The following is a 15,371-nucleotide window of genomic DNA, read 5'->3' as shown; positions in this document are numbered from 1 at the left end:
TGGGAAAGGTAGAGGGTAGGAGGCACAAGAGAATTATTAATTCTTTCCTCCTACTCCCGACTTCCTACTTTCTAGAGTTGTCTATTGTTAAACTGTTGACATCCTCCTGAGGTTGCACTTACGCGACAACGCGGGATTCCCTAACATCGCTGATAGGGTCTTTCTGCTTCATAGCACCTGCCTCCAAGGCCGAACCTCTTTTCGATCTTACGGTCGCTCCACAGACTGACACTGCTAGCCCAGCAGCCTTATTTTTTGAGCATAGCATATTATTTTAAGAACCGCAACATTGATTGGTTTTCGCGGACGACGCTTCCCTTCAGGAGAGCGCGGGTCTCCAGCCAACGTTTAGATGAACTTTAGAGGATAAAAAACTTATGAAACTGAAAAAAAATTTTTACACTTTCCTCACAATATTAATCATAATATTAGCCAGCTATAATGCTAACGCCAACACTGTACTATTTGAAAATTCTGTTATTGACAACTCTATTGCTCAAGTACCAAACTCCAAATTTGGTCTACCCGTAAAATGTAACTTAGACACAGACTGCTTTATTTTATTATACAGCGATCGCGACCCCAGTCCAAAAGCAGTAGACTTTGGCTGTGGCCGACAAACCTATGACGGTCATAAAGGAACAGACTTTGCTATACCGGATGAAAAAACAATGGCCAGAGGTGTACCTGTAGAAGCAGTAGCTCCAGGTAAAGTATTAAGAGTGCGAGATGGAATACCTGACAAACGGGTAAAAAATCAGGCAGATAAAGATGCAGTTGATGGTATTGAATGCGGTAACGGAGTCGTAATAGATCATGGTAATGGTTGGGAAACTCAGTCTTGCCATCTGCGCAATAGTAGTGTTACCGTTAAACCAGGAAAAGTTGTGGAAGCAGGTACTCAATTAGGAATGGTAGGAGAATCTGGTTTAGCTTCTTTTCCTCATGTACATTTGAGTATTAGATATCAGGGAAAAATTGTAGACCCATTTGTGGGAGTTAATGCTGAGAGTGGTTGCAATACTCCTCGTAACCCAATTTGGCAAAAACCGTTGAGTTATAAACCAACTGGTATTATTCGGACTGGGTTTCCTGGGGAGGCGCCTACTATGGATGATTTATGGAAAGGCAAATTTTATGACACAGTTTTACCTGGAGATATTGGAGCATTAATATTTTGGGTACAAATATACGGTGTTTTGCCTGGAGATATGGAGCATTATCAATTATTCGCTCCGAACGGCGAGCAGGTTATAGACAATAAAACAGAAATTAAATCTGCCAATAAAACATGGGTAGGATATGCAGGAAAACGTAATAATTCTCAGCGTCCACTTGCTCTGGGTAAATGGAAGAGTCAGTATAGTTTGACTCGAGGCAATAAGGTATTAATAGATGTTAGAAAAGAGGTGCAACTAGATTAGATGGGGAGATGGGGAGATGGGGAGATGGGGAAATATTTGGCAATGGCTGAAGATAGAACGTTTTTTGGAGTTGCTGAATATATGTATGATTTCACAGGAGTCAGGAGTCAGGAGTTAGGAGTTAGTAGCATTGAGAAAGAAAGGGTTGGAATAGCATGAATTTTTAAATTCGTATTCAATAGAAAGTCTGTATTAATAACGAAGTAATTTTGCGATTACTGTATAACCAGATTTTATATAATTAACACAAATTCACCTAAAAATTTGGTTAATAATAGGAATAATGACAACGTCCTACTAATTGTTAAAATCCCATCTCTTCAAGTAAACGACTTTCTAGCTCTTTCCAGCGCTTAGAAATAGTACTTTGGGTTAATCCCATTTCTTGAGCAAGTTGTGTTTGAGTTTTGCCCTGAACTCTTCCTAACCAAAGCTCCTGGTACTTTCGTTGTGGATAACATCGGTCGAGATTTTGGACAATCTGAGCTGCTTTGATGGCTAAATCTTCTATTTCCAAATTTTCCCATAGATTTAATTGGCTAGATAGTGTTTCTAGTAAAGGGACATCTGTCTCAGATACATATCGGTCTAAACTAATGCAATATCGATTTTTCCCTTGGTAAATGCAATCAATTATCGAATTTTTTGCTACTTTGGCTGACCAACGATAAAAATCCTTAATTGTGTCACCAGAAAATTTTCCTGCTTGAATTGCTTCTACAATTTTCAAGTAAGCTATCTGTAGAGCATCTTCCCAAGCAATGCTCGTATTATAAGTACGTTTGCGGGCAATCTTTTCGAGAATATTTCTGTGTTCGGAACTATTAATTAATTGATTCCAATAGTCAACTTCTCGTTTGAAGATTATTTGACTTTGAGTCTTTACAAATGTCTGAGAAAGCATAAAATACAGGTCCTAATATTTAAACTTGTGTGGCACTTACCTGATAGTTTTAGGAAAATTGATAATTATTTGTGAAATGCTTAGTCTCAGGAAGTTTCGGTTATAATTGACGACTATAAAAAATCAAACAGAAACAGAACTTAGACTAATACCTCAACTAAAAGAGATAATATTTCCTGGAATGTCACAGTTATGCAGTAAATTTCAGCGTAGCCTAACTTCCTTAGTCTAAAACTGGGGATAACTAGAAATTTATTAGACTATAGATATATTTGAGTGTTGAATCAGACAGTAACGCAATTGGTATTAATGCCCCAGAGATGGGAGTTATAAACAAGTGACCTCGACTTGTCAGTCCAAGATTCTTTACTATAAATCTGGGACAACCAGAAATTGATCACACTATACATATACTTGAGTATTGAATCAGACAGAAATGCTATTGGCATTAATATCCCAGATGATAAAAACGCTATAACTTTTGTCTAGCAAAATTTTGAACTATATTTAGACCTTGTGATTAAAATATTTTTGAGAAATTTGGGAATATTTTCTGCGGGGAAACCGTTAATAGTAACAAGAGAGTTGAAGCATGAAACACTTAAATGCCTCAACCTAGTCTGGAAAACGAACAAGTTGAGAAAATTAGTTAAATGGACACTAAGTTCTTACTTGCCAGAACAGTATTGTTCCAGATTGATAACCAGTTCCTTCACATTAATGTATTAAAAAGGGAGTTATTCAAATGAGTAAAAGTATGCACTCACAGGAGGCAGATTTCTTTTATACCGACAAATCAAGTGGCACGGAACTCAAATTTACACCCAAGACAGATGAAGTAGTGGCTTTGACCGGCGACAAATCAATGGTCGATCTAGAAACGGCTGATGCCTCCGGGAAATTAGTCGGCATCAATACTCAACGGGGTTTTGCCGTGCTACAGGTTCCCAAGGATGAACAAGAGAGGATGGCTGATGCACTTGTGGCAGATCCGCAGATTGCTAACTCAATTCCTGTCATGGTTGATGGTGAGGGTCAGACCCGCTACTTCCTACCCAATGAGTACACGGTGCAGTTCAACGAGGGTGTTAGTGCAAGAGATGCTGAAAATATCATTGAGGAAGTGGGCAGCACAGTTGTCTACAAGCAACGCACAGAGGGTTATTACACCGTCTCCGTGCCAGAGGGTGTCGCTCTCTTTACGGCAATCCGGCAGATGTCTGCGTATAGTGCTGTCGCCTTTGCTGAACCCAGTGAGTTTGGTCTTAATGATGGCCTGTATGAACCGAACGATCCATACTTTAATACACTTTGGGGACTACGGAATACAGGCCAAACAGTGAATGGTAGGACTGGAACCACTGGTGCTGACATCAACATTGTCCCTGCGTGGGATATCACACGTGGCAAATCCTCGGTCATCATTGCTGTAATCGACACGGGGGCAGACCTGGATCATCCCGATCTGAAATTCAATATTCTGCGTCGAGGGGTCGAGGACTGGGACTTTGCTGCCAATGACAAAGTACCAGAAGATGAAGGTAGTAGCACCCATGGAACCCATGTAGCAGGAACTGTGGCTGCAGTTGATAACAACATCGGCGTTATCGGTGTTGCACCGGAGTGTCAGATTATGCCCCTACGTGTAAACCTGACTAGCGGCATGAACGCCAACCGCGCTGATGCAATTAACTATGTTGCTAACCAGGCTGCTGCTTACCCAGATCGTCGCTATGTAATCAACTGTAGTTGGAGGATGAGCGGTAACCATGCCGGGGTGAGGAACTCGATCGTTAATGCAGTTAACAAGAATGTGGTCGTTGTCTTTGCTGCTGGCAATGCTAACAACAATACAGACGTCACACCCCAATATCCAGGGGTTTACCCCCAGGTCATTGCGGTTGCGGCTACCGATCAGCGTGACAAAAAAGCATCATTTTCCAACTACGGCAACAATGTAGATGTGTCAGCACCTGGTGTCAATATCCGTTCAAGTATTGGTGGTGGGAACTACGGATACAAAAACGGGACCTCAATGGCTGCACCTCATGTAGCTGGTTTAGCAGCTCTGATCTGGTCGGTCAACCCATCACTGACCAATGCCCAGGTTCGTAAGACTATTGAGGATAACTGCGATAACATCGACAGTCTCAATCCTACCTACGCAGGTAAGCTAGGAAAAGGACGCATAAACGCATATAAATCTCTGTTGAACACAGGACCACGAGGTTATGCTGGCGTGTGGCGCTCCGGCACGGGACGCTATGCTGTGTGGATAAATGCTTCTTGGCAGAGTTTCCGGGATAAGTGGCAAGAGTGGAATGCTCAGGGGTTGCGGCTTCACGATATCCATGTCAGACGGCGTGGGAGTAAAACCCTTTATTCAGGTGTATTTCGGCCAGGCTCTGGAGCTTATGGTTTGTGGGCTAATGTGACCTGGGATAGCTTCAGAGCCAAGTGGCAAGAGTGGAGTAATCAGGGGCTGAGATTGGTAGATATTCATGTTCATCGTGTTGGTAACGAGAATCGCTACTCTGGTGTGTTTCTACCTGGCTCTGGAGCTTATGGTTTGTGGGCTAATGTGACCTGGGATAGCTTCAAAGCCAAGTGGCAAGAGTTGAGCCGTCAAGGACTGAGACTGGTGGATATTCACGTTCATCGCGTTGGAGACCAAACTCGCTACTCAGGTGTGTTTCTACCAGGTCGTGGTGGTTATGGACTTTGGGCGAACACAACCTGGTCTAGCTTTGTCTCTAAATGGCGGGAGTGGAGCAATCAAGGATTACGATTGGTTGATTTGAATATGCATCAAGTAGGTAATTCAATCCGTTATTCGGGTGTGTTCTTACCGGGGAATGATAGCCATTATCTTTGGGCTAATGTTACGTTTGAGAGTCTCCGAGCCAAATGGCAAGAACTAGCAAAACAGGGATTGCGATTAATCGATTTTGAAATTACTAATGCTGAAGATGATGCAGCTAATTTCGCTGATATCAGTCTCGGACGTGGGGAGATTTCATATTCACCGCTTGAGCAGGAGGCATTTGGGGGGATTTTCGGGCAAGAAACCCTGAACGATGTGGTTGATTTTTCTCAAGCCCCGCTCGAAGGGGGTGGCGGTATTGGAACTGGGAATGGTGCCAAAGCTGACCCTAAAGTCGATCGTGATTTGGAAATGAATGGGGGAGTTTTCTTTCCAAACGAGAGTGAGAACTCAAATGACCAGGAGGGATTAGGAGGTGCATTTTTTAACATAGAATCCGCTGATTTACCCATGACCGAGGTTGAGGGATACGGAGGAGTCGTTCTGCCAGATTAGATTGAGGAATCTGGAGTTTAGCTCACGAGAGCACGGGGTAACAAGCTAGTTGAAAGCTATATTTAGAAAGGGACTTGCGGACGGGAACTGAATAATACTTCAATAAAAATCAAGCTTATTGAGAATGGGGGGGAGGTGTAGTGCGTTAGCCCTGGACTATTGTAGGGGGCTTTGAGCCGGTATTCAATTTGGTTACTGACCGTTCTGGAATAGGATTGTCAAACTCCTACTCCCAGTCCTTTTGTTTCACTCCCTTAGAAGAATTGGAAGAATAGACATCTCCAAAAACTAGATTTTTGCCTTGATTTTACAAGGGGTTTCAACCTCTTATCGGCCAGAAATAATTAATATTCGTCTATAAAGCGATCGCCGACTCAAAATTAGCGATCGCTATTTTTCTATACCTACTATCAAACAGTGGAGCGTTTCCGCAGGAAAAAACCTTTTACAGCTCGCTGTTTCCTGTTCCCTATTCCCTGGCGCGTAGCGCTATATAAGTCTGATTAAATCATTCCACTATTCAGACAAACTCCCAACCCAGGTAAATCATTCGGCAACAACCGCCCTTTTTCCATCTCCGCACCAATAAACGGATCGTCAATCAAATTGAGATGACTATCCAAGTCCAAATAATCAGCGAGTGGAGCAAGTTGTACTGCTGCTGTATTTGCCAAGCAACTGTCAGAATAACAACCAAACATTACCTTCAACCCACAAGCTTTAGCTACATAAACCATCCGCATTGCCTCAGTTAACCCCCCAGACTTCATCAACTTAATATTGATGCCATGCACCATTTCTGCTAAAATAGGAATATCCTTAGCAGTAAAACAACTTTCATCTACAAAAATAGGTAAAGGCGATCGACTGTAAAGATGAGGTAGATCGGCGATCGCTGAAACAGCAGCTAATGGTTGTTCCACATAAATAACCCCAACTGTAGCTAACCAGTCGCACATTTTTACCGCATCCTCCAGACTCCAACCCCCATTAGCATCTACATATAACAAAGCATCTGCGGGCGCTTCTTTTTTGACCGCCATCAACATTGCTTGGTCTGCTTCAATACCTTCCGGACTACCTAATTTTACTTTCAACACCCGCGCATGAATAAATTCTAGCCAGTTCCGCACCCTCTGTTTGGCAGCTTCGGGGGTGCTGATACCAATAGTAACTGAGATGGGAACAATATGATCGCGTTCTAACCCCCAAAGTCGCCATAAAGGCAACCCGACTTTTTTACCTACCCAGTCATGTAAGGCCATATCAATAGCTGCTCTAGCTGCTGATGGTATTTCCAACTCTATTAAGACTTGCTCTATTTGTTGTCGATCAAGTGGAGTAAACTTTTCTAGACTGGGAGCAACTTGCTCTAAAGTTTGCTGTAAAATTTTTGTAGTTTGTGGTTTTTCCCCTAAAGAAAAAGGTGAAGCTTCCCCCCAACCTTCGATACCTTCTTGTTGTATTTTTACCAAAATGTTGTTACTTTCGGCGGTAGTTCCTCGACTAATAGTTAAAGGAAATCTTTTATGGACAGTAAATGTTTGAATCTGAATTTGCATGATTAATAAATTTATTGAAGAAGGAGTCAGGAGTCAGGAGTCAGGAGTCAGGAGGGAAAATTGCTTATGGATAGTCAACGAAGGGCCGCTCCGCGTCTACGTCCCCCAAACAATTTTGATCGCCCCCATTGACGGTGGGGTATTAAACCCATAAGGGAAATGATAATTCTCTGCCACCTTATACCAATTTGATAAATTTTTGCTACAAATAGCTAGGATATTTTTTAGGACTCAGGAGTCAGCAGTCAGAATGAATAGCTTCAATACCAGTTTTGAACTAGAAAATTCTCTTTTTAGATTAACGTGAATTAGTCTGAGGTAAAATAGAATAAATACTTTTCTATAAAATAGTGAATATGACCGAAAATTTCTGGTATCAAGTCTCCTGCTTCTGTAGAAAATACTAATAACTGATAACTGATAACTGATAACTGAAATGACCCTACACCAACCTAATGATATTATTGCTCAACGATATCGCATTGTTACTACTTTGGGAAAAGGAGGAATGGGAATTACTTATGAAGCAGAAGACCTGACAAATTATCAGCGAGTAGCACTGAAAGCTGTTTCTTTTCAACAAGCAAAAGACTGGAAAATATTAGAACTTTTTGAGAGGGAAGCTAAAGTTATTGCCAATTTGCATCATCCTCAAATTCCCAAATATTTGAATTATTTTTATATTGATACACAGAGAGATAGATGCTTTTATTTAATTCGTGAGTTAGTATCTGGAAATTCTTTAGCAAATTGGGTGACAAAAGGTTGGCATCCGACAGAAATACAAGTTAAAAATATTGCGATTCAAATTTTAAAAATTCTCAGTTATTTACATCAATTAAATCCGCCAATAATTCACCGGGATATTAAACCAGAGAATATTATTTTACAACCTGATGGTCAAGTATTTTTAGTAGATTTTGGGGCAGTTAAAGATATTTATCGTCAGACAATGTCTTTCAGTGGAACCTTTGTAGGAACTATTGGATATATGTCGCCCGAACAGTTACAAGGAAAAGCTTATTGTGCTTCAGATTTATATAGTTTGGGGGCAACTTTATTGTATTTATTAACCCATCGTTCCCCAGATGAATTACCTCAAAAAAGAATGAAAATAGATATTAGTTCTTGTGTGAAAATTTCACCGGAATTTGGAGATTGGTTAGAAGTAATATTAGAACCTATGTGGGAAGATAGATTTCAGTCGGCAACAGCAGCTTTGGATGTACTTTGTAATAAGTCAGAAATGATTTATTCTGCTTCCTCTTCAGTTCAATACTCTCATCAAAAACCTGAAGGCAGTGAAGTAACTCTGAAAAAAACATCTAGAAGCTTAATTATTAATATTCCATCAGGTAGTTCTGTTTATATCAAGTTTTTTGTACGATCATTCTTCGCTCATTTTTTCCTGCTCATACTAACATTTGTTTATAGAGGATATAATGACTTTCCTACCTATATTTGTTTGTTGAATACTTTGATTATGCTCTTGAATATATGGATACAATCAAGCATTAAAGCTGATATTCAAATATTTGAATATGAGTTTTTAATTCACTGTAAATACTTGGCATTTAATCATAAAATACAAGGTAAAGTAGAAGACACTGCCAAATTTAAAAAAGGTATTATACTTGCCTATTCACATTTAAGTAACAGAGAAAAAAAATGGCTAGATACTGAAATAAACGATTTTATAGAACAATTAAAATTTCCAAAAAAAACTGGAAAAATCAGAAAAAAAATTATTAGATTAGTATAGATTTGATAAATTACCCTTTAATTATTATTGCCTGACAATACTATTATCCCAAATCCTGCTTTCAGCCTTTTTTGGTCGAAAAAAGTGCGCCTGTTTTCGGTCTAAAGAGCTGCAAAAAGCTAGTATTTTGGGGTGATTATGGCAGAAAAATCACGAGCGACAATTTTTACGACTACCTCCTCTATAATTTCCATTTCTCCTGTCTCCTGTCTCCTGTCTCCTGTCTCCTACCCCTACGACTCATACTTTATTCAGCAAACCCTAAGTAGTTAGTTTTTCTACAAAAAAAGTAGTTTAATCCTATCCCAATCAATTATTCCAATAAAATGATATAATCCCCAAGTTAATCTAGTCAAAAAATTAATAAAATAAATGTCAATTGAGAAAAAAAATATACAAGTCGGTTCTCTAGAATGGTTTTATCGGGAAGCTAAACCCGATGAGGAAACAGATAAACTGCCAATTTTACTATTACATGGATTTCCTGCTCAAAGTCATAGTTGGACTGCTATGATGCCCGAATTAGCTGAAGCAGGTTATCGAGCGATCGCTCCAGACTGGATAGGTTGTGGTTTATCCCCTAAGTTAGATAAGCGAGATTTTTCCTACAAACCACAAGCTTTTATTCAGGCTTTAGCAGAATTAATTGACGCTCTAGAAATTGAACGATTTTATCTAGTTATTCAAGGATTTTTAGGCTCTGTCGGTTTACAATATGCTTTACAAAATCGAGAAAAGATTGAGCGTTTAACTATTTTAAATACACCACTTTCTCCTACAGCAAAATTACCTTGGCAAATGAAACAATTAGGCATACCTTTAGTTGGTGATATGCTAGTTCAAGACCCTCTATTTGTGGATAGAACTTTAGAAAAAGGTAGTTGTTTAGTAGTTGCTGATGAAGATTTAGATGTCTATCGTAGCCCTTATCTAAAAAGTTCTGCTGCTGGTAGATCCATATCAGCAATTGTGCAAAATTTAGAGTTAAAAAAGTCAATGGCAGAAATTGAATCTGGCTTTAAAGGATGGCAACAACCTACATTAATTGTTTGGGGAACAAAAGACCCTTGGTTAGATGTTAGTCAAGCTGAAAATTTAGTTAATATTTGTGAAAATGGAAAGTTAGTTAAATTAGCAGAAGCTGCACATTATCCTCAAGAACATTGGTCTGGAGATATTACAGATGAACTACTGTTATTTTTGAGAAAGAAAGAACTTTAGCTTCCCGGTGTGGAATTATTCATTGCATAGGTGTGGGTTAAAGGTTGATATTAATTAAACCCACCCTAGTACCTTGAATAATTCTTGTTAACTTGTTAGCGACAACAGTTACCAGTTAGCTAAGAATTTTTCTAACCTCTCTTTTTCCTGATCGAGATAACGATCTGTTTCCTTCAAAAGTGCTTGTAAATTTGTCTCCCTCGCATCATCCATTGCCAGTAATGGGTCTTTGAGGGGTAACTGTAGACGAATATACCGTGATTTATCGTCATTTTTACCCACACCTATAATTTGTTCGGCAACATACCTATGTACATCAGGTGGTGCATCCATGAATACATCTGCAATTCGCAAACCCCATTGTACAAGTCTCCATCCTCGTACTTTTTCCCAGGGAATAGGAGATGCAGGATCTCCAGTACCAATAGATATTACTTTAATTTGATCGATTACGCTTCCCAAAGATTCTTTTGCTTCCACTGAAGGTTCTCGTAATATTCTGATAGCCTCTGCCACAGCACAAGAAACTGGATTATTAGCACAAACCCCTCCATCAATTAAAGAGTAAACCTGCCCATTCTTTTCGATTCGATGAGCAGGAAAATAAGTAGGAGCTGAAGAGAAGAGACACAAATCTCCCAAACTGGAACTTGAGCATACCATCGCTCGTGGAACCAACTCTTAAAAATAATTGGGTTGCGATCTTGAGTATCGTAACTAGGAACTAAAACTTTGAGCGGAGGTTTACCTTGATCGGATTTGGGCGTCAGGTCAGCAAATGTGGCTTCTCCAAATTGCTCTTTAAGTACAGAAATTAAGCCTTCATCTGAAAATTTGGGGGCCGAAAGACCGTATTCAAAAATTAATGGCAATCGTTTGGGTGAAAAGAGCTTTTGATAGGGAAATATTTGCAAACCTTTTTCTAAATATAGATCTAATAATTCTTTAGGGCTTTTCCCTAGTGCAATTCCTACAGCCAATATAGACCCTGTTGAAGTACCAGCAATTAGATCGAAGTGGTCTTTTAAACGGCCACCTAATTGTTCCTCAATTTTCTCAAGAATACGGGCTGGCATTACACCTCTAATACCGCCACCATCCAAGCATAGAATACGAAAAGTTATAATATAATCTCCGGTATTTATTTTATTAATCTACCAAAACTGCTGGAATTTTCACTATTTAGTAAATATTTAATAAAATTTATATTCCTTTATACTATGATTAATTATGTAATGTAATTTTAGAACTTTACTTTACATAACTAATCTCAGATCGAATAAAATGAAAACTGCATTAATTACAGGTGCTTCTTCTGGAATTGGTGAAATTTTTGCCAAAGAATTAGCAAGTAGAAAAACTAACTTAGTATTGGTAGCTCGTTCAGAAGATAAACTACAAAAATTAGCAAATGAATTACAAAGTCAATATCAAATTCAGGCTGATGTAATAGTCCAAGATTTAACAGCACCAGCAGCAACAAATTCTGTATTTGAGACAGTTTTTCAGAAAGGATTAACTATAGATTTATTAGTAAATAATGCTGGTTTCGGTGACTATGGAAATTTTACCGAGAGACCTCTAGAAAAGCAGGTTAATATGATTCAATTAAATATTACTGCTTTAGTAGAATTAACACATTTATTTTTACCTGGAATGCAACAAAATAAGTCCGGGGCAATTATTAATGTTTCCTCAATAGGTGGTTTTCAACCTTTACCTTATATGTCAGTTTATGGTGCAACAAAGGCATTTGTTTTAAGTTTTAGCGAGGCATTGTGGGCAGAAAATCAAGATTCAGGGGTGAAGATATTAGCACTTTGCCCTGGACCAACAGAATCAGAATTTTTCCAAAGAGCTGAATTTCCTAAATCTGTAGGCGGATCTTCCATGTCAAAATTAACCCCTACAGAAGAAGTAGTAAAAGATGCTCTTCAAGCTTTAGAAAAAAATCAGTCTAATGCTGTGACAGGAGGCTTTTTAAATCAGGTAATTGTTAATCTTTCTCGTTTTTTCCCACGAGAGACTTTAGTCGGTGTAGTAGAAAAAGTGTTTGGAAGTATTAAGCAAAACAAATGAACGAAGGCAGAAGGCAGAAGGCAGAAGGCACAATCTTTCCTCTACCTTTGTTTATAAGTAGGGCTTACCGATCTAATCTCAAAGGATTGGCAAGTAAAGGTTTGAGCCTTCTTGAATTCCCAAGTTGTGCGCTGGGAGTAGTCTAAAACCCTCGAAAAGTTAGCATAAAAGGCAAACCTTCGGACAGAAAAATTGAGGGACAATTCTTACTCCTACCTCCTCGCTCATTCCCCGTTCTTCCTGTCTCCTGTCTCCTGTCTACTGTCTCCTACCCTTACCCATAAGACTTTTGAGCACAAACCCTAAGTATATATACTCCCCTTGCCAAAATTGTCGTTTCCATTTTTAATCTAAGATGGAATATTCAATTTAGTAGATAAATTCAAAGAGGATGATGTTAAATAAACGCTCGATAGTAGCATGGATGATGGCGCTGTTAGTAGCGTTTTTGGCAAGTTGTGGCTCCCCTGCTCCACCGCCAACCTACTCAGATGCTCAATTACAAAAAATTGAACAGTACACAACGGGAATTGTCGCTTTGCGCGATCGCATGGATGAACTAAACACCCTAATTCAAAAGGAAGATTGGGTCAATGTAGATACATTTATTCATGGGCCTTTAGGAGACTTGCGGAGCAAGACTAACTATTTGACCCAAAGTTTGTTATTGCCAAAGGATAAAGCACCTGTGTTGGATGCAGCAAAGGAAGTATTTCAGGATTTAGAAGAAATTGATGTTGCAGCAGCAGCAAATGACAAACTGCAAGCGACTAATGAGTATACAAAAGCAATAGCAGATTTTGACACTTTCTTCAGTTTGATACCTAAAAGTAATTAGGGTTTACTGAATAAAGTCTTTTTGCTGGGGTAGGAGACAGGAGACAGGAGACAGGAGACAGGAGAAATGGGAATGAGCGAGGAAGTTAGGAGTAAGAATTGTCCCTGAATTTTTCTGCCCAACTATGCGCCTAAAATACGCTCCTTTTTGAGCGTTTTAGACGTGATCAGGTACTTTTTAAAGGCCAAAAAAAGGCTAAAATCTTTATATGTCAATGCTTTTAGATTTAATCAGCAAGCCCTAATTAAATAAGCAATCAGCAGTCAGCATTTAGCAGTCAGCAATAAATATTTAGAAGGAGATTTCAACCTCTCCTAAACCTTCCGGTTTATAGAAACCGGGGATTTAAACCAGAGATCCTAAAAGCTGAAGCGCTGTTTGCGGAGCATTCCGGTACGGAAATGCTAAAAGCTAATAGCTAGTTAAAACCCTACACCCAACCAGAAGTGTAGCGATGTTAACGAAGTCAGAAGTCAGGAGTCAGAAGTTAACCCACCCCTAACCCCTCCCAGGAGGGGAAGTAGGGCATTTGAGCTTCGCTCCAAAAATATTTCGCCTTAAAAGGCGGGGTGGCGCGACCCAATTATTTTGATAAATTTCAATATTACTTGATGGGGTGTGCACTGCACGCCCTATCTTAATTTCTACTTTACCCATTCACTTCTTCCTTCTTTCTTTTTCAAGAAAAAATTATAAATTTTTGGCGTTGGTGATTTTAGGTATGATATCATGTCAAGATAAGATCGCAATCAAAAAACTTTCTCCTTCTATTGCTCTTTCTTCTTCTTTCTTCCCTCCTGACTCCTGACTCCTGACTCCTGACTCCTAAGTAAATACACTAATTCAGCAACGCTAACATGACTCATATAGTAATTATTGGATGTGGAATTATTGGGGCATCGATCGCCTATCAACTGAGTAAAATTGAAGGGTTAAAAATTACGGTCTTGGACAAACAAGCACCTGCCCAAGCTTCCACTGGCGCTGCTTTGGGGGTGTTGATGGGGGTAATTAGCCAAAAAGTTAAAGGCAGACCTTGGAAAATGAGGCGCATGAGCGTCCAGAGCTATCATAATTTAATTCCTGAGTTGGAAGCAAAAATAAATCGCCCTATTTCTCATAACCGTGATGGTATTTTGTTGTTGTGTTTGCCTGGGGATGATTTAGATAGGTGGAAAAAATTGGTAGATATTCGGCAAGCAGATGGTTTACCATTGGAAATGTGGGATATTGCTCAATTGCGCGATCGCTCTCCTCAGATCGAGACATCTGAAGTTACAGCAGCTATTTATTCTCCTCAAGATTTCCAAATTAACCCGGTGGATCTGACTTTAGCTTTGGTAGAAGCTGCTCAACAAAATGGGGTGAATTTTCATTTTGGAGTAACAGTTGCGGAATATAATACTATAGCGCTACCAAATAACGAATATCGTTGTCAGCAAATACGGACAAAAAGTCTAGACCCAGCTAAAAAAGCTCCTGTTTTGGCGGATGTAAATTGGTTAGTTGTGGCGGCGGGGTTGGGGTCTTTGCCATGTTTGCAAGGAATAAAAGATGGTAAGTTAATGTCTCTACAACTGAAGCGTAAATCAAATCTTGACCATAAATTTACTCTTGTGCCTGTGTTGGGTCAAGCTCTACATCTGCAAGGGCGATCGCCTCTAGGAAATCTAGATTTTCAGCCAGTGATAATTGGGGATGATGTGAATATTGTACCAGTGGGAGAAAATGAATATTGGGTGGGAGCAACGGTAGAATTTCCTGATGATGCGGGTGAGGTGGTAGCGGACTCTAGTAGGTTGGATACGGTGATGGAAAGAGCTATTAGTTTTTGCCCGAGTTTGGCAGATGCAACGGTGTTAAGAAAATGGTCTGGTTTGCGGCCTCGTCCAGAGGGTCAACCAGCTCCTGCTGTTGGTTATTTGGAAGGGTTTAAAAATGTGTTGTTGGCAACGGGTCACTATCGGAATGGGGTGTTATTAGCTCCTGCGACTGCGGAAGCAGTGGAGAAAATGATTGTGAAAAAGTAAGGAAGAAGGAAGAAGAAGTAGGGTGTGTTAGCGTCAGCGTAACGCACCCTACTGGACTACTACCCCTCATTTATACTGCTATAAATTCTTCCTAATTTTTTTATAATAAAAAAGAACTAACACATAACAGATGAAATAATTATGATTGAATGGTTAATTGCTTGGGGGGGTAGTGAAGCGGTTAAATTTATTGCTCAGGAAGTTATTGGAGAATTAGCTAAGGGTACTGCTG

At 39.6% G+C, this 15,371-nt stretch carries 13 protein-coding genes; 9 read left to right on the top strand and 4 right to left on the bottom strand.

The genetic code is table 11. From position 1 onward, the window contains the following. Window positions 1-377: 377 nt before the first annotated feature. Both F6K27_RS21910 and F6K27_RS21905 read left to right on the top strand, forming a co-directional pair. The gene (locus tag F6K27_RS21910) at window positions 378-1,424 is read left to right on the top strand and encodes a M23 family metallopeptidase (protein WP_287275994.1); all 1,047 of its coding nucleotides are present in this window, start codon (window positions 378-380) and stop codon (window positions 1,422-1,424) included. Then, entirely contained in the window at window positions 1,425-1,583 is a 159-nt protein-coding gene (locus tag F6K27_RS21905) for a hypothetical protein (protein ID WP_287275992.1), read from the top strand. A gap of 145 nt (window positions 1,584-1,728) precedes the next feature. On the opposite strand, the gene F6K27_RS21900 is transcribed toward F6K27_RS21905, so the two are convergent. After that, window positions 1,729-2,328 (bottom strand): sigma-70 family RNA polymerase sigma factor, encoded by a 600-nt coding sequence (locus F6K27_RS21900; RefSeq protein ID WP_287275991.1) that lies wholly within the window; start codon window positions 2,326-2,328, stop codon window positions 1,729-1,731. A 745-nt stretch (window positions 2,329-3,073) separates the two neighbouring features. Between F6K27_RS21900 and F6K27_RS21895 the strand changes: the two genes are divergently transcribed. After that, window positions 3,074-5,647, top strand: coding sequence for a S8 family serine peptidase (locus tag F6K27_RS21895; protein ID WP_287275989.1), 2,574 nt, complete (start codon window positions 3,074-3,076; stop codon window positions 5,645-5,647). Window positions 5,648-6,150: 503 nt separating this feature from the next. Here the strand turns inward: F6K27_RS21895 and F6K27_RS21890 are convergent. Then, window positions 6,151-7,209: a dipeptide epimerase gene (locus F6K27_RS21890; RefSeq protein WP_287275987.1), complete on the bottom strand. Its 1,059-nt coding sequence runs from the start codon at window positions 7,207-7,209 to the stop codon at window positions 6,151-6,153. On the opposite strand from F6K27_RS21890, the gene F6K27_RS21885 reads away from it, so the two are divergent. The 3 genes from F6K27_RS21885 to F6K27_RS21875 all read left to right on the top strand — a co-directional run bounded on the left by F6K27_RS21885 (window position 7,208) and on the right by F6K27_RS21875 (window position 10,192). Continuing rightward, on the top strand, window positions 7,208-7,363 hold the full coding sequence (locus tag F6K27_RS21885) for a hypothetical protein (RefSeq protein ID WP_161564342.1): 156 nt from the start codon (window positions 7,208-7,210) through the stop codon (window positions 7,361-7,363). The two genes, F6K27_RS21890 and F6K27_RS21885, sit on opposite strands and share 2 nt — an antisense overlap. A gap of 282 nt (window positions 7,364-7,645) precedes the next feature. Then, a complete protein-coding gene (locus tag F6K27_RS21880; protein ID WP_287275985.1) occupies window positions 7,646-8,971 on the top strand; it encodes a serine/threonine-protein kinase in 1,326 nt (441 codons plus the stop codon). A gap of 372 nt (window positions 8,972-9,343) precedes the next feature. Continuing rightward, window positions 9,344-10,192: an alpha/beta fold hydrolase gene (locus tag F6K27_RS21875; protein ID WP_287275983.1), complete on the top strand. Its 849-nt coding sequence runs from the start codon at window positions 9,344-9,346 to the stop codon at window positions 10,190-10,192. Window positions 10,193-10,300: 108 nt separating this feature from the next. On the opposite strand, the gene F6K27_RS21870 is transcribed toward F6K27_RS21875, so the two are convergent. Both F6K27_RS21870 and F6K27_RS21865 read right to left on the bottom strand, forming a co-directional pair. Then, window positions 10,301-10,708: a hypothetical protein gene (locus F6K27_RS21870; RefSeq protein ID WP_287275982.1), complete on the bottom strand. Its 408-nt coding sequence runs from the start codon at window positions 10,706-10,708 to the stop codon at window positions 10,301-10,303. 41 nt (window positions 10,709-10,749) lie between these two features. Further along, on the bottom strand, window positions 10,750-11,268 hold the full coding sequence (locus F6K27_RS21865; RefSeq protein ID WP_287300917.1) for a patatin-like phospholipase family protein: 519 nt from the start codon (window positions 11,266-11,268) through the stop codon (window positions 10,750-10,752). A 208-nt stretch (window positions 11,269-11,476) separates the two neighbouring features. Here F6K27_RS21865 and F6K27_RS21860 point away from each other — a divergent pair, with 208 nt between their 5' ends. The 3 genes from F6K27_RS21860 (at window position 11,477) to F6K27_RS21850 (ending at window position 15,139) form a co-directional block, all read left to right on the top strand. After that, window positions 11,477-12,271 carry an SDR family oxidoreductase gene (locus tag F6K27_RS21860; protein ID WP_287275979.1) on the top strand — a complete coding sequence of 265 codons (795 nt, stop codon included), beginning with the start codon at window positions 11,477-11,479 and terminating at the stop codon, window positions 12,269-12,271. Window positions 12,272-12,662: 391 nt separating this feature from the next. Then, window positions 12,663-13,109: a photosystem II protein PsbQ gene (psbQ, locus tag F6K27_RS21855; protein WP_287275978.1), complete on the top strand. Its 447-nt coding sequence runs from the start codon at window positions 12,663-12,665 to the stop codon at window positions 13,107-13,109. 857 nt (window positions 13,110-13,966) lie between these two features. Then, complete coding sequence (locus F6K27_RS21850; RefSeq protein ID WP_287275976.1) at window positions 13,967-15,139, top strand: FAD-binding oxidoreductase; 1,173 nt, start codon at window positions 13,967-13,969, stop codon at window positions 15,137-15,139. The last annotated feature ends 232 nt before the right edge of the window (window positions 15,140-15,371 follow it).

Origin of the sequence: Okeania sp. SIO2F5, from assembly GCF_010692685.1 — a bacterium.
Classification (GTDB): domain Bacteria; phylum Cyanobacteriota; class Cyanobacteriia; order Cyanobacteriales; family Microcoleaceae; genus Okeania; species Okeania hirsuta.
This window is presented reverse-complemented; position numbering and strand designations above follow the sequence as displayed.

Coding starts and splice junctions, on each gene's coding strand:
- F6K27_RS21910 (WP_287275994.1), top strand. CDS start 378: ATGAAACTGAAAAAAAATTTTTACACTTTCCTCACAATATTAATCATA.
- F6K27_RS21905 (WP_287275992.1), top strand. CDS start 1,425: ATGGGGAGATGGGGAGATGGGGAGATGGGGAAATATTTGGCAATGGCT.
- F6K27_RS21900 (WP_287275991.1), bottom strand. CDS start 2,328: ATGCTTTCTCAGACATTTGTAAAGACTCAAAGTCAAATAATCTTCAAA.
- F6K27_RS21895 (WP_287275989.1), top strand. CDS start 3,074: ATGAGTAAAAGTATGCACTCACAGGAGGCAGATTTCTTTTATACCGAC.
- F6K27_RS21885 (WP_161564342.1), top strand. CDS start 7,208: ATGATTAATAAATTTATTGAAGAAGGAGTCAGGAGTCAGGAGTCAGGA.
- F6K27_RS21890 (WP_287275987.1), bottom strand. CDS start 7,209: ATGCAAATTCAGATTCAAACATTTACTGTCCATAAAAGATTTCCTTTA.
- F6K27_RS21880 (WP_287275985.1), top strand. CDS start 7,646: ATGACCCTACACCAACCTAATGATATTATTGCTCAACGATATCGCATT.
- F6K27_RS21875 (WP_287275983.1), top strand. CDS start 9,344: ATGTCAATTGAGAAAAAAAATATACAAGTCGGTTCTCTAGAATGGTTT.
- F6K27_RS21865 (WP_287300917.1), bottom strand. CDS start 11,268: ATGCCAGCCCGTATTCTTGAGAAAATTGAGGAACAATTAGGTGGCCGT.
- F6K27_RS21860 (WP_287275979.1), top strand. CDS start 11,477: ATGAAAACTGCATTAATTACAGGTGCTTCTTCTGGAATTGGTGAAATT.
- psbQ (WP_287275978.1), top strand. CDS start 12,663: ATGATGTTAAATAAACGCTCGATAGTAGCATGGATGATGGCGCTGTTA.
- F6K27_RS21850 (WP_287275976.1), top strand. CDS start 13,967: ATGACTCATATAGTAATTATTGGATGTGGAATTATTGGGGCATCGATC.